The 12,139-nt window shown below is 64.0% G+C and carries 14 protein-coding genes; 5 read left to right on the top strand and 9 right to left on the bottom strand.

The window, feature by feature from the left end; translation table 11 throughout:
- Positions 1 to 18: 18 nt before the first annotated feature.
- Both KIT02_RS11095 and KIT02_RS11090 read right to left on the bottom strand, forming a co-directional pair.
- Positions 19 to 309 (bottom strand): YkvA family protein, encoded by a 291-nt coding sequence (locus KIT02_RS11095; protein ID WP_297577737.1) that lies wholly within the window; start codon positions 307 to 309, stop codon positions 19 to 21.
- Positions 310 to 533: 224 nt separating this feature from the next.
- Complete coding sequence (locus tag KIT02_RS11090; protein WP_297577736.1) at positions 534 to 1,505, bottom strand: arabinan endo-1,5-alpha-L-arabinosidase; 972 nt, start codon at positions 1,503 to 1,505, stop codon at positions 534 to 536.
- An 82-nt stretch (positions 1,506 to 1,587) separates the two neighbouring features.
- Between KIT02_RS11090 and ispG the strand changes: the two genes are divergently transcribed.
- Entirely contained in the window at positions 1,588 to 2,829 is a 1,242-nt protein-coding gene (gene ispG, locus KIT02_RS11085; protein WP_297577735.1) for a flavodoxin-dependent (E)-4-hydroxy-3-methylbut-2-enyl-diphosphate synthase, read from the top strand.
- A gap of 86 nt (positions 2,830 to 2,915) precedes the next feature.
- Complete coding sequence (locus KIT02_RS11080; RefSeq protein WP_297577734.1) at positions 2,916 to 3,356, top strand: GNAT family N-acetyltransferase; 441 nt, start codon at positions 2,916 to 2,918, stop codon at positions 3,354 to 3,356.
- On the opposite strand, the gene KIT02_RS11075 is transcribed toward KIT02_RS11080, so the two are convergent.
- The 5 genes from KIT02_RS11075 to KIT02_RS11055 all read right to left on the bottom strand — a co-directional run bounded on the left by KIT02_RS11075 (position 3,353) and on the right by KIT02_RS11055 (position 6,534).
- Positions 3,353 to 3,784, bottom strand: a complete 432-nt coding sequence (locus KIT02_RS11075) for a PACE efflux transporter (RefSeq protein WP_297577733.1) — start codon at positions 3,782 to 3,784, stop codon at positions 3,353 to 3,355. The genes KIT02_RS11080 and KIT02_RS11075 overlap by 4 nt on opposite strands.
- A 118-nt stretch (positions 3,785 to 3,902) precedes the next feature.
- The gene (locus tag KIT02_RS11070) at positions 3,903 to 4,538 is read right to left on the bottom strand and encodes a 50S ribosomal protein L11 methyltransferase (protein ID WP_297577732.1); all 636 of its coding nucleotides are present in this window, start codon (positions 4,536 to 4,538) and stop codon (positions 3,903 to 3,905) included.
- The gene (locus tag KIT02_RS11065) at positions 4,520 to 4,987 is read right to left on the bottom strand and encodes a YbaK/EbsC family protein (protein ID WP_297577731.1); all 468 of its coding nucleotides are present in this window, start codon (positions 4,985 to 4,987) and stop codon (positions 4,520 to 4,522) included. The genes KIT02_RS11070 and KIT02_RS11065 overlap by 19 nt, the downstream gene beginning before the upstream one ends.
- Positions 4,988 to 4,996: 9 nt before the next feature.
- Positions 4,997 to 5,629 carry an MOSC domain-containing protein gene (locus KIT02_RS11060; protein WP_297577730.1) on the bottom strand — a complete coding sequence of 211 codons (633 nt, stop codon included), beginning with the start codon at positions 5,627 to 5,629 and terminating at the stop codon, positions 4,997 to 4,999.
- A 2-nt stretch (positions 5,630 to 5,631) separates the two neighbouring features.
- Entirely contained in the window at positions 5,632 to 6,534 is a 903-nt protein-coding gene (locus tag KIT02_RS11055; RefSeq protein ID WP_297577729.1) for a polyprenyl synthetase family protein, read from the bottom strand.
- 84 nt (positions 6,535 to 6,618) lie between these two features.
- Here KIT02_RS11055 and KIT02_RS11050 point away from each other — a divergent pair, with 84 nt between their 5' ends.
- From KIT02_RS11050 to fumC, 3 genes are all read left to right on the top strand, one after another.
- Positions 6,619 to 7,329, top strand: coding sequence for a transglycosylase domain-containing protein (locus tag KIT02_RS11050; RefSeq protein WP_297577728.1), 711 nt, complete (start codon positions 6,619 to 6,621; stop codon positions 7,327 to 7,329).
- A gap of 143 nt (positions 7,330 to 7,472) precedes the next feature.
- On the top strand, positions 7,473 to 7,652 hold the full coding sequence (gene rpmF / locus KIT02_RS11045; protein ID WP_086471861.1) for a 50S ribosomal protein L32: 180 nt from the start codon (positions 7,473 to 7,475) through the stop codon (positions 7,650 to 7,652).
- A 119-nt stretch (positions 7,653 to 7,771) separates the two neighbouring features.
- The gene (fumC, locus tag KIT02_RS11040; RefSeq protein ID WP_297577727.1) at positions 7,772 to 9,172 is read left to right on the top strand and encodes a class II fumarate hydratase; all 1,401 of its coding nucleotides are present in this window, start codon (positions 7,772 to 7,774) and stop codon (positions 9,170 to 9,172) included.
- Positions 9,173 to 9,224: 52 nt separating this feature from the next.
- On the opposite strand, the gene KIT02_RS11035 is transcribed toward fumC, so the two are convergent.
- Both KIT02_RS11035 and cobT read right to left on the bottom strand, forming a co-directional pair.
- Positions 9,225 to 10,211 carry an esterase-like activity of phytase family protein gene (locus KIT02_RS11035; RefSeq protein WP_297577726.1) on the bottom strand — a complete coding sequence of 329 codons (987 nt, stop codon included), beginning with the start codon at positions 10,209 to 10,211 and terminating at the stop codon, positions 9,225 to 9,227.
- Entirely contained in the window at positions 10,208 to 12,091 is a 1,884-nt protein-coding gene (gene cobT, locus KIT02_RS11030; protein WP_297577725.1) for a cobaltochelatase subunit CobT, read from the bottom strand. Before cobT ends, KIT02_RS11035 begins: the two co-directional genes overlap by 4 nt.
- Positions 12,092 to 12,139: the final 48 nt, after the last annotated feature.

Raw genomic sequence — 12,139 nt, 5'->3', positions numbered from 1 at the left:
ATGGACCTTTGCTTGCCGCTAACGCCGGCGCGCGGTCCCGTCGACTGTGGGGCCATATTTGCCGGCATAGACCCGCGCCGGCACCGGCAGGCGGGAGACGATCCAGCTAACCATCAGTGGCACGAGGACGATGTCGTCGACCCAGCCGAGCAGGGGGATGAAGTCTGGCAGGATATCGATCGGGTTGACGAGATAGAAAGCGGCAAACAGCGTCGCCGCCTTGAGAAAGAGCGGGGTCTCGGGCGCCCAGAAGGCCTTCCAGAGCTGGACGGCTTCCTTGCGGAACAGGATGAGGCGAGGCAGGAGCATGTTTATCATGCTCAATAGATGGCCCCTGGCTCTGGTGGTTCAAGGGCGGGACAATCACAAGTTGCACAGTCACCCAACCCTCATTCCTTCTCACCTCAAAACTCTCCGCCGGAGAGTTTTGCCCGTCGGGACGGGTCGAAGCCCATCAAGGGGAGGGAGGCGCAGGACCGATATGCCGGTGTTCATCAGCTTCTTCCCCCTGTGGAGAGGGATCAAGGGTGGGGTCAGAGCTGAGGTCCCTCGATCTCCGGCCACCCCTCCGCATCAAATGTGATGGGCGTCAGCGCCAGCTTGGGCATGCCGCCCTGGTCGCGATCGTACCAGTGATAGGCGAGCCAAGGCTCGCCGTCGCGCCAGAAGGTTTCCTGGCCGCCCGGCCCGCGGATGCGGTCCGCGGACTTCAACAGTTCGGTCCCGCCACCTTCGAGCAGGGGTTTTCCCGCGCGGTCGACATAGGGGCCGATGACGGAGTCGGCTCGACCCACCATGATGCGATAGCTCGAGGCTATGCCCGAGCAGCACTTGTCGAAGGAAACGAAGAGGTAGAATTGCCCCTCGTGCTCGAGGATGGCTGGCGCCTCGATGGCGCCGCCGCCCCGCGAGGCCAGCCGGATCGGCTCGGCACCTGGCTTTGCCATGCCGGTTTCCGCATCGAGCTCGATCAGGCGGATGCCGTCCCAGAACGAGCCGAAGGCGAGCCAGGCCCCTTCGCCGGTGTCGATGCGAAATGGGTCAATGGCATTGAAATCGTCGCCCGGTCGCGAGCGGAACACCAGGCCCTGGTCCGCCCAGCCGTCGGTGGGGTCTTCCGCGTCGAGGGCTGGATTGGTCATGACCCCGATGACTGAATTGTTGAGGCCAAAGGTCGAGCCGGAATAATAGAGGTAGTGCACGCCCTCCTTTTCGAACACCGACGGGGCCCACAGATTGAGCGGGGTCGTGCCCAGGGTCTCGGTCACCCATTGCGGCATGCCGCCGGGCAGGGCGCCGCTCTCCTGCCAGTCCTGACCATCGGGGGAGGTCTTGGTGCGGATCTGCCCGCCGTCCGGCGCGCGCTCGACGCCGGTTGCGAAGGAGACAAGGCCGTCCTCCAGAACCGCAACGCTCGGATCGTGAATGGCGATATTGCCGCTCAGCGGCTGGGCCAGGGCCGGCAATGACAGCGTCGACAGTATAATCGCGGCGGCTCGTCGCATGGTTCTTCTCCCCATCACGCAAGGGTAACATTGCGTCTCTATTCTGGTAGGCTTATCTGTGGCGCAAATACGAGGTGGTTTCATGGCCGGACCGGCAGCGCGCAGGCAATCGGTGGGTGTCGATGTGGGTGGCGTCATGGTGGGCGGCGGCGCTCCCGTGGTCGTTCAATCCATGACCAATACCGACACGGCCGATATCGATGCGACCGTCAAGCAGGTCATGCAACTGGCCCGCGCCGGCTCGGAAATCGTGCGGATCACGGTCGATCGCGATGAGAGCGCGGCGGCCGTACCGATCATTCGCGACCGGCTGGCCTTCATGGGCTATGACGTGCCCCTGGTTGGCGATTTTCACTATATCGGCCACAAGCTGCTCACCGACCATCCGGCCTGCGCTGAGGCGCTGGCAAAGTATCGCATCAATCCCGGCAATGTGGGCTTCAAGGCCAAGCGCGACACTCAGTTTGCCACGCTGATCGACATTGCCAACCGCTATGACAAGCCAGTGCGCATCGGGGTTAATTGGGGTTCGCTCGACGAGGAATTGTTGACGCGTCTCATGGATGAGAATGCGGCCTCGGCAAGCCCGATTTCGGCCGCGGCCGTGCAGCGGGAGGCCATTATCCAGTCGGCCCTGTTGTCTGCAGCACGCGCCGAAGAGCTGGGCATGCGCCGCAACCAGATTCTGCTGTCGACCAAGGTGAGCGACGTGCAGCACCTGATCGCGGTGTATCAGGACCTGGCCGCACGCTGCGACTATGCGCTGCATCTCGGCCTCACCGAAGCGGGCATGGGTTCGAAGGGCATTGTCGCTTCCTCGGCGGCCTTGGGTATCCTGTTACAGCAGGGGATCGGCGACACGATCCGCATTTCGCTGACCCCGGAACCGGGCGGGGATCGCACCACCGAGGTCAAGGTCGCGCAGGAACTGCTGCAGACCATGGGTTTCCGCCAGTTTCTGCCGGTGGTGGCAGCCTGCCCGGGCTGCGGGCGCACCACGTCCACGACGTTCCAGACGCTGGCCAAGGATATCCAGGATCACCTCAATACCTCGATGCCCGAATGGCGCGAGCGTTATCCGGGCGTCGAGACGCTGTCGGTCGCCGTCATGGGCTGCATCGTCAATGGGCCCGGGGAGAGCAAGCATGCCAATATCGGTATCTCCCTGCCCGGCACCGGCGAAACCCCGGCGGCACCGGTCTTTGTCGATGGCGAAAAGGTTGCCACCCTGCGCGGCGCCGATGTGGCTGACCAGTTCAAGGTGATGGTGGCGGACTATATCGAGCGCAAGTTCGGCACCGGCCGGCAGAACGCGGCCGAATAGATGAACGAGCGGAATACAAGGCGCCTGTTCTGGCTGGCCATGCTCATCATCGTGCTGGGTGCGCTCAAGCTGACGGGTCAGCTGGGATGAACCCCTCGCTGGACGAGGTGTTAAACCTGGACCTTCCGTGTCTTGAAGCACCCGAGGGCGGGCCGCTGGATGCTGATGCCCATCGCGAGGCCCTGACGCGGTCGCTTGAGCGTTCGAAATGGGCACATGTCCGTCGCGACGGGCAGTTGGTTGCCTATGGCTATCTCTGGCCGCTTTCCGATGACGTGTGGTTCGTTGGCGGACTCGCCATTCACCCCCACTATCGCAATGCATCGGTTACGGCCGAACTGGCCCGGGCCATGTCGGGCCTTGTGCGGGCGGTCGGTGCGGTGCGGCTCGAAAGCCATGTCCGGCGGGGCAACAAGGCGTCGTTGCGCCTTCACGAGCGCCTGGGTTTCGTGGTGACCCGGGAAAGCGACCGCGCCGTGGCCCTCAGGGCCGACAGCGCAGCGCTCCTGGCGCGGCTGCCGGGCTAGACCCCGTTCTCCCGCCATTCAGGCAGCGGAAACACCCGGTCATAGGCCCAGTTGAAGACGAAGGCATAGACCATGTAGAAGGCTGCCAGGGCGATATCCATGATCAGGGCCTGCCAGAGGCTGATCCCAAGATACCAGGCGATAGCCGGCAACATGAGCGCCAGAAGCCCGAGTTCGAAAAGCACGGCATGCATCACGCGGATGGCGGTGGATTTCTCGGTGCTGCCCCGCACTTTGACCATGATGTGATCGAAGCCGAGATTGTAGACATAGTTCCACAGCATGGCGACCGTGGCGCTGGCCACGATCACGACGGCGCTGTCTCCACCGGGCAGATGGAAGGCGAAGGCGGCAAGCGGCGTCGCCAGGAGAATGCCGATCACTTCGAAGGAGATGGCGTGACGAATACGGTCTGCGGTGTTGCGCATGGTTTTCCCCATGGTCACCGGGCCGTCCCGAAACGATTACCCAAAGTGGGGGAGGTCGTCCTCGCTTGCGGATGGATATAGAGCAGGGTGGGCTGCCGGGCAAGGCCGGGCCGGCATGTCAGATATTCGCGGGCGGCAGGGTGAATATGCCGGCAGCAACCTCGCCGCCGCCCATGTCCGGGACCATGTATTCGCCGATTTGCTCCAACATCGTCCGTGGCAGATCGCGGCGAAACGGGTCACCGACGATGACCCTGGCGCCGCGCGCCGCGTGGGCCTCAAGCAGGGGGAGCGTCACGGCGGCAACGCTGGCGTCGTAAAAGACATCGCCGGCCAACACCACCTCGGTCGCCGTGGTTGCATTGCCTTGCGCAATGCTGACGCCATTGGCCCCGGCATTAAGGGTCAGCGCCAGTTGGCCGAGCGGGTCGGGCTCGTAGGCGGTCACGGTAGCGCCCGCCATGGCGGCAGCAATGCCGACAAGGCCCGATCCCGCACCAAAATCCAGCACGGACCTGCCGGCGACGTCCTGAGGATTGTCATTGAGGTAAAGCACCAGCGCTGCTCCGCCGGCCCAGCCATAGGCCCAGTAGGGTGGGGCTTCGGTACGACCTAAACGGCCCAGAAAGGCGGTGAGGCCGCTGCCGGGCGTCGGGCCATAGAGCGCAATATCGGGACGATAGGAAAGGGGTGTCAGAACGAAGCGCGTGCGCACATAGTCGGCGAAGGACGCATCTATTCCGGAAGCTGGCATGCATCGACCCATTTGCCGCCGCACAGGTTTTCCAGACGCTCGACGCTCAGCTTGACCGAGCTGTGCGTATCCCCACCAGCGGGGATGACGATGTCGTAGATGCGGAGCGAAGTATCGAGGAAAATGGGCAGCGGCGCTGGCAGCCCGAAGGGGCAGACACCGCCGACCTGATGTCCGGTGAGGCGCAATACATCTTCGGCGCCCAACATGCGGGGCCTGCCGCCAAAGGCGGTCTTGGATTTCTGGTTGTCGAGACGCGCGTCGCCGCGTGTCACCAGCAGAAACTCCTCATCCTTGACGCGAATGCACAAGGTCTTGGCGATCTGGCCGGGCTGCACGCCATGGGTCTCGGCGGCCAGTTGCACCGTCGCGGTGGAGGCCTCGGTGACGATGACGGCAAGATCGGGGGCGCGATTGGCCAGATCGGACTGAACGGATTGACGGCTCATGGACACAACTCAGAACAGGGCGGCGAGGCGGTTTTCGTACTTGAAGCGGGTTTTGGCGCGGATGGGGGTGGTCAGTGCGCGGGTCATGAAGTCGCGGGGAATATCGGCCACGCCATCAAAGCCCATGAGCTCGGCAACGGAAATGCGTTCGCCGGCATAGGGCGTGATAGAAATATCCATGCCGGCCTCTACCGTTCCCGGCCGGATGACCCGGCAATATGCCCCGGACCGCCGCGCCTTGTGAAAGCGCTTGAGCCAGCGCGGGTCTCCCATCTTGGCGGCAAAGGTCATGCAGGGGGTTCGATGGTAGGTCACCTCGAGAATAACCTCGCCCATCGCCAACCGGTCGCCGACGCAGCAGGTCTTGCTGTCCGGTCCATCAATGGTGAGATTCTCGCCAAACAGGCCAGGCTCCGGCTCGATGCCCTCGCCGGCCCAATAGGCATAGTCCGCAAGGAAGTAGATATAGACGGCCTGATCGGCGCCGCCGTGATGGTGACGGTCGGCGATGACGTCGTGCGCAAGGCCGCCTGTCTCGATCTTCACCGGGCCGGATACCGGCTGCTTGTAGATGCCGGTCAGGGTCCCCGTGCCGGGAATATTGGTTGGAACGCCGACATTGACACTGACCAGTCTCGCCATGGCTATTTCTCCCGCGCCGCGAAGTAGCGGGCCGTGGCCCGCAATCCGTCGGCCTTCGGGCCAAATGTGCGCAGCGCCAGCAGCGCCTCATTGACGATGCCATCGAGCGTTTTTCGCGCCCCGTCGATGCCCAGCCGGGCCACCAGGGTCTGTTTGCCGGCATCGGCATCCTTGCCGGTGGCCTTGCCCATGGTTTCGACTGTCGCGGTGACGTCGAGAATGTCGTCGGCGAGCTGGAAGGCGCGCCCGGCGGCTTCGGCATAAGCGGTTAGCGCAGACAGGGCCCGCGGTTCGGCGCCGCCCAGAATGGCGCCCATGCGGACCGAGGCACGGATCAGGGCGCCGGTCTTCATCGACTGCATCAGGGCAATGTCGGTTTCGCTGAGACCGCCGCTTTCCCCCTCGATGTCGCGCATCTGGCCACCGGCCATGCCGCCCGCACCCGAGCCGGCCGCCAGTTCGGCGACGAGGCGAATGCGGATATCGGCGTCGGGGTGACATTCCGGGTCGGCCAGCATGGCAAAGGCCTGGGTCAAAAGGGCATCCCCGGCGAGGATTGCGGTCGCCTCGTCATAGGCCTTGTGTACGGTCGGACGGCCCCGGCGCAGGTCGTCATCGTCCATGGCCGGCAGGTCATCGTGGATGAGGGAATAGCAGTGCACCATTTCCACGGCGAGACCGGCCCTGAGCGCTATGTCGCGCGGGACGGAAAAGATCGCCGCAGCCTGTCGGACCAGCAGGGGCCTCAAGCGCTTGCCGCCCTCGAGGCTGCCATGGCGCATGGCGCCGACCAGCCGGTCCGGGACGGGGCCGGGCCCGGACAGCGGGGTGCCGGTCAGCACTTCGGCAAGCCCGGCCTCGACGGATCGGGCGCAATCGGCGCTGTCGGCGGCAAAATCGTACATGCGGTGTTGCTAGCGGTTTGGCGGCGGAGCGGCAAGGGCTTGCTGCCACTGGCTTCGCCATCGTCCAACGGCTAAAGACGCACCATGGCCCGACGAAAGAAAACCATTCTGCGATATCTGCGCATTCCCCTCGGCATTCTTGCCGTGCTCGTGGCTATTCCGCTGCTGCTGACGCCGCTCTATCTGTTCGTGCAGCCAGTATCCGTGCCGATGCTGATGAGAATGGTGACGGGCCAGCCGGTGACGCGAACCTGGCGCGAAATCGAGGACATATCGGATCGGCTGAAAGCGTCCGTCATCCTGTCGGAGGATGGGCAGTTTTGCCGGCATTTTGGGGTGGACCTGGGCGCCCTGCGTGTCGAGGTCGAGAATTATCTGGCCGGACGCGACACGCGGGGCGCCTCCACCATCACCATGCAGGTCGCCCGCAACCTGTTCCTGTGGAACGGTCAAAGTGCCGTTCGCAAGGGGCTCGAAGTGCCGATCGCCGCCTATATCGACCTCGTCATGCCCAAGCACCGGATCATGGAAATCTACCTCAACATCGCCGAGTGGGGGCCTTCGGGAGAGTTCGGAATAGCGGCCGGCGCTGCGCGGGCCTTCGGCCGCGAACCGCAGAACCTGGACTGGCGCACGGCGAGCCTTTTGGCTGTCACCCTGCCCAATCCGATCCTGCGCGACCCGGCGCGTCCGAGCCAGGGCCTGCTGCGGGTTGCCGCCATTGTCGAGGATCGGGCCCGTCAATATGGCGAGCGTGCCGCCTGTGTCGGCGAAAACGGTCGGCTGGCCCTGTGAGGTGGCCGAAAAATGCCGGAGGAGCGGCGCAAAAGGCACTAGCCAAGGGCTGCGTCTTGCTCTATAGACCCCACCAATCCTGACAGAGATACGTCTCTGGCCGCTCCTGGCGGCGCAACGATTTTGAATTCGGAGTACCGACCATGGCTGTGCCAAAACGCAAGACCTCGCCGATGAAGCGCGGTTTCCGCCGCTCGGCCGACGCGATCGCCAACCCCACCTATGTCGAAGACAAGGATTCGGGTGAGCTGCGTCGTCCCCATCACGTGGATCTCAAGACCGGCATGTATCGCGGTCGCCAGATTCTCGCGGCAAAGAATTAAGCCGAAAGGCGAGCAGGCGCTGATGCGCTTTATCTGATATGTCGACGGCCGGCCCCCACAAGGGTCGGCCGTTTTGTTTTTCTGCCGCCAGGGGCGCGGCCAAACCGGAGCAGGGCACTATGAGCATGCGCGTCGAATCGGACACCATGGGTACGATCGAGGTTCCGAACGATAAATACTACGGCGCGCAGACCGCCCGGAGCCTCCAGAACTTCGATATCGGCGGCGAGAAGATGCCGGTCGAGATCGTCACGGCCTTCGGCATTCTCAAGAAGGCAGCGGCTCTGGCCAACCACAAGCTGGGCCTCATGGACGAGAAGACGCGCGATCTCGTCGTCGCTGCGGCGGACGAAGTGATTTCCGGCAAGCTGGCCGATCATTTCCCGCTGGTGGTGTGGCAGACCGGGTCGGGCACGCAGTCCAACATGAATGTCAACGAGGTCATTTCCAACCGCGCCATCGAAATGGCTGGCGGCACGATGGGGTCCAAGAAGCCCGTCCACCCCAATGACCACGTCAACATGAGCCAGTCATCCAACGACACCTATCCCACCGCCATGCATATCGCGGCGGTCGAGGCGGTGGAAAACTACCTCTATGCGCGCGTGGGGCTGTTGCGCGATACGCTCGCGGCCAAGTCCGAAGCTTTCATGGACGTGGTCAAGATCGGCCGTACCCATCTTCAGGATGCCACGCCCCTGACCCTGGGCCAGGAAATCTCCGGTTGGGTGGCGCAGATCGACTATGCTCTGGCCGCGATCAAGGCGAGTATGCCACAGCTCAAGGAACTGGCGCTGGGTGGCACCGCTGTCGGCACGGGGCTTAATGCCCATCCCGACTATGCCGTTGCCGTCGCCAAGGAGATCGCGACGCTGACCGGCCATGACTTCGTCACCGGTCCCAACAAGTTCGCGCTGCTGGCCGGGCACGACGCCTTTGTCGGCACTTCGGGCGCGCTCAAGCAGCTTGCCGCCGCCCTCATGAAGATCGCCAATGACGTACGCTGGCTGGCCTCCGGCCCGCGTTCGGGCCTGGGCGAGATCACCATTCCGGAGAACGAGCCCGGATCCTCGATCATGCCGGGCAAGGTCAATCCGACCCAGTCGGAAGCCATGACCATGGTCGTCGCTCAGGTCATGGGCAATGATGCCGCCATCGGCTTTGCGGCCAGCCAGGGCAATTTCGAGCTCAATGTCTTCAAGCCGGTGATCGCGTATAATTTCCTGCAATCGGTGCGGTTGCTCGCCGACGCTGCCAAGAGCTTCAACGACAATTGCGCGGAGGGGATCGAGCCCGACCACAAGCGCATCAAGCAACTGGTCGACCAGTCGCTGATGCTGGTGACGGCGCTCAATCGCAAGATCGGCTATGACAACGCCGCCAAGATCGCCAAGACCGCGCACAAGAATGGCACGACACTCAAGGAAGAGGCCATCAAACTGGGCCTGCTGACTGCCGAAGAGTTTGATGCCGAGGTCAAGCCCGAGCAGATGGTGGGCCCGCTCAAGCTCAAGAAATAGGCCGTTCCTTATGTGGTCAGTTCAGCCGCCCGGACCCTGTCGGGCGGTTTTCTCATGGCACGGCGAATTCCAGGATCAGCGTGCGCTGCCAGGAGTTGAAGTTGTTGTCGGAGCCGATGAGGATGCGCGTCTCGCCGCCGGGCGTGGTGTGCACCATGAGGCTTTCCATATTGTCGATATCGCCGCCCTGGGCGGAGAGCAGCAATTCGCCCTCCATGAGCGCGCCCGGGCGCACCTGGGCAGCGGGAACCCGGCGCAGGTTCATCACGAAGGCCAGAAAGGATATGCCGCGCTCGAGCACCAACAGGTCGCCATTGGGCAGAAAGGCGCAATCGGTGGGATTGACCACCGGGGAATTGCGGTAGCTGACCGGCCCCGTGTCGTTGACCCCCAGAAAGTGCCCGCGATGATTGCCCTCGGCGTCGAGATATTCCTCGGTCAGCAGAAGTGTTGACCCGGCGATTGGCGATGCAGGGGGCGCGATGCAGACCGATTCAAGCGATTCATTGGTGCGCCAGTCGCTGAGCCACTGCGGTATGGGAACTTCCCGCGCCCGCCCACCGGGGCGGCCATTGTCGATGGCGAAATCGGCAACGCGGGTCAGGTTCTCGAAACCGACGCGCACCGCTACCGGCTCCCCATCGCGCCAGATCGTGTCCATGGCTTCCGCATCACGGGCGAACTGGCGGGGCAGGGGCGCCCCGGAAGAATTCTGCAAAGGCTCGATGGTCACCCCGATAAAGCCGAAGAGGCGATCCGCGTCATCATAGGCCAGTTGCCCGGAGATGAAATTGCCGCGGTCGGTGACAAAGGCAATGCGCTGGTCGGGACCGGTCTGGGTCACGCTCGAGAGGCCGCCAAAGCTGTCGTCCTGGCTCTGCAGGGTCATGCCGCCCCGAAAGATGAGGCCATCGACCGCTTCGCCGGGCGCGACGGTCTTGAACTGGCTCACCTGTGCTGCCGTGACCACCGCCTCTGCCCCCGTCGCTGCCGGGGCGAGGGCAAGAGACAGCGCGGCCAAGGCGAGCGATCGGATCATCGCCGCCGCCGCGCCTGTGCCGGGAGTTCTTCGTCGAACAGGGAGGCCAGTTCGTCGGTCAGGGCCCCGGCCAATTCCTCGGCATCAAGCAGGGTCACGGCGCGACGGTAGTAGCGCGTCACGTCGTGGCCGATGCCGACGGCGACCAGCTGGATGGGCGAGCGGGTCTCGATATCCTCGATGACCTGGCGGAGATGGGCCTCAAGATAATTGCCGGCATTGACCGATTGCGTCGAGTCATCGACTGGCGCGCCATCGGAAATCACCATGAGGATGCGCCGCTGCTCGGGGCGGGCCATCAGACGCTTGCGGGCCCATTCGAGCGCCTCGCCGTCGATGTTTTCCTTCAGCAGGCCCTCGCGCATCATCAGGCCGAGATTACGTCGGGCATGGCGCCAGGGCTCGTCGGCGCCCTTGTAGATGATATGCCGGATATCGTTGACGCGGCCGGGATTGGGGGGCCGGTTGGCCTCGAGCCAGGCTTCACGGCTCTTGCCGCCCTTCCAGGCGCGCGTGGTGAAGCCGAGGATTTCCACCTTCACCCCGCAGCGCTCCAGGGTGCGCGCGAGAATGTCGCCACAGATCGCCGCGATGGTGATCGGGCGGCCGCGCATGGAGCCGGAATTGTCGATCAGCAGCGTCACGACGGTGTCGCGGAAATCGGTATCGTTCTCGACCTTGAAGCTCAGGGCCTGCAGGGGATCGGTGACGACGCGGGTGAGGCGCGCCGTGTCAAGCAGACCCTCTTCGAGATCGAACTGCCAGCTGCGGTTCTGCTTGGCCATGAGGCGCCGCTGCAACTTGTTGGCCAGCCGCGCCACGGCCCCGGCGAGATTTTCGAGCTGCTTGTCGAGCAGGGCGCGCAACTGGTCGAGCTCGTCCGGCGGGCACAGCTCCGCCGCCTTGACGATCTCGTCGTATTTCTGGGTAAAGACCTTGTAGTTGAACTGGTTGGAGAGACGCTCGCCGCCATCCTTGGCCGGAGGCGGCATGGGCGCGTCCTCACCGGCTTCAGCCTCGGCGTCTTCGTCGCTGTCGGCCATATCGGCTTCCATGCCCTCGACGTCGCCGCTTTCTTCGCTCTCGCCGGCCTGCTGATCCTCTTCGGATTGGGACTGTTCGTTCTCGCCATCGCCCTGTTCCGGCGACTGGTCCGACCCCTGGGCCTGTTCGGGCTGGCTGTCCTCGTTCTCTCCCTCATCGGCATCTGAGGGGTCCTGCATGTCGCTTTCGGCGATGAGATTGAGGTCGCGCAGCACATGGCGCACGGCGCGGGCAAAATCGTCCTGGCTCTCATAGGTGGCGAGCAGGGCATCGAGCGAGGTTGCGGCCTTGTCCTCGATTTCGCCGCGCCAGAGATCGACGAGGGCATGGCCGGAGGGCGGAACCGGGACGCCGGCAAGCTTTTCGCGCAACAGGAGACCCAGGGCCTCGGCTATCGGAGCATCATCCTTGGCATCGACTTCGGCGAAATTGGCGCGGAAAAGCCGATCCTCCAGCATCTCATGGATATTGCCGCCCATGCCGGGCATGCGGATGACGCCCAGGGATTCGACCCGGGCCTGCTCCAGGGCATCGAAGGCCGCGCGGGCCTGCGGGTCCATGGGCGCGCGCTTGCGATGCGCGTCGGGATCGTGGCTGGCGAGCCGCATGGCCATGGCGTCGCCCTGGCCGCGGGCAATGGCGATATCACGCTTGGTCGGCAGGCGCGGCAGGTTGGCCAGCCGTGCCTTGTCGGCAGTCAGCAGCGGCCGGTCGGCCGTGAAACTGACCTCCAGTTCCGGCTTGTTGCCGATGGCTCGCACCGTCGCACCCATGGCCGATTTGAAGGCCTGGGTATGGTCGGGCTTGTTGGGCTTGCTGCGCGGAGGGTTTGCCATGTCATACCAAGCGGGCCATTAGCCCATCGTGCCACAACCTCGTGGTTC

The organism is Devosia sp., from assembly GCF_025809055.1.
Taxonomy (GTDB): domain Bacteria; phylum Pseudomonadota; class Alphaproteobacteria; order Rhizobiales; family Devosiaceae; genus Devosia.
Note: the sequence above shows the minus strand (reverse complement) of the source record. Positions and strands in the feature narration are given on the sequence as shown.

Bases quoted from the DNA above. Each gene is read 5' to 3' on its own strand.
- KIT02_RS11050 (WP_297577728.1), top strand. From the start codon at position 6,619: ATGGCCCGACGAAAGAAAACCATTCTGCGATATCTGCGCATTCCCCTC.
- KIT02_RS11070 (WP_297577732.1), bottom strand. From the start codon at position 4,538: ATGCCAGCTTCCGGAATAGATGCGTCCTTCGCCGACTATGTGCGCACG.
- fumC (WP_297577727.1), top strand. From the start codon at position 7,772: ATGAGCATGCGCGTCGAATCGGACACCATGGGTACGATCGAGGTTCCG.
- cobT (WP_297577725.1), bottom strand. From the start codon at position 12,091: ATGGCAAACCCTCCGCGCAGCAAGCCCAACAAGCCCGACCATACCCAG.
- KIT02_RS11065 (WP_297577731.1), bottom strand. From the start codon at position 4,987: ATGAGCCGTCAATCCGTTCAGTCCGATCTGGCCAATCGCGCCCCCGAT.
- KIT02_RS11095 (WP_297577737.1), bottom strand. From the start codon at position 309: ATGCTCCTGCCTCGCCTCATCCTGTTCCGCAAGGAAGCCGTCCAGCTC.
- KIT02_RS11075 (WP_297577733.1), bottom strand. From the start codon at position 3,784: ATGCGCAACACCGCAGACCGTATTCGTCACGCCATCTCCTTCGAAGTG.
- rpmF (WP_086471861.1), top strand. From the start codon at position 7,473: ATGGCTGTGCCAAAACGCAAGACCTCGCCGATGAAGCGCGGTTTCCGC.
- KIT02_RS11090 (WP_297577736.1), bottom strand. From the start codon at position 1,505: ATGCGACGAGCCGCCGCGATTATACTGTCGACGCTGTCATTGCCGGCC.
- KIT02_RS11055 (WP_297577729.1), bottom strand. From the start codon at position 6,534: ATGTACGATTTTGCCGCCGACAGCGCCGATTGCGCCCGATCCGTCGAG.
- KIT02_RS11060 (WP_297577730.1), bottom strand. From the start codon at position 5,629: ATGGCGAGACTGGTCAGTGTCAATGTCGGCGTTCCAACCAATATTCCC.
- ispG (WP_297577735.1), top strand. From the start codon at position 1,588: ATGGCCGGACCGGCAGCGCGCAGGCAATCGGTGGGTGTCGATGTGGGT.
- KIT02_RS11080 (WP_297577734.1), top strand. From the start codon at position 2,916: ATGAACCCCTCGCTGGACGAGGTGTTAAACCTGGACCTTCCGTGTCTT.
- KIT02_RS11035 (WP_297577726.1), bottom strand. From the start codon at position 10,211: ATGATCCGATCGCTCGCCTTGGCCGCGCTGTCTCTTGCCCTCGCCCCG.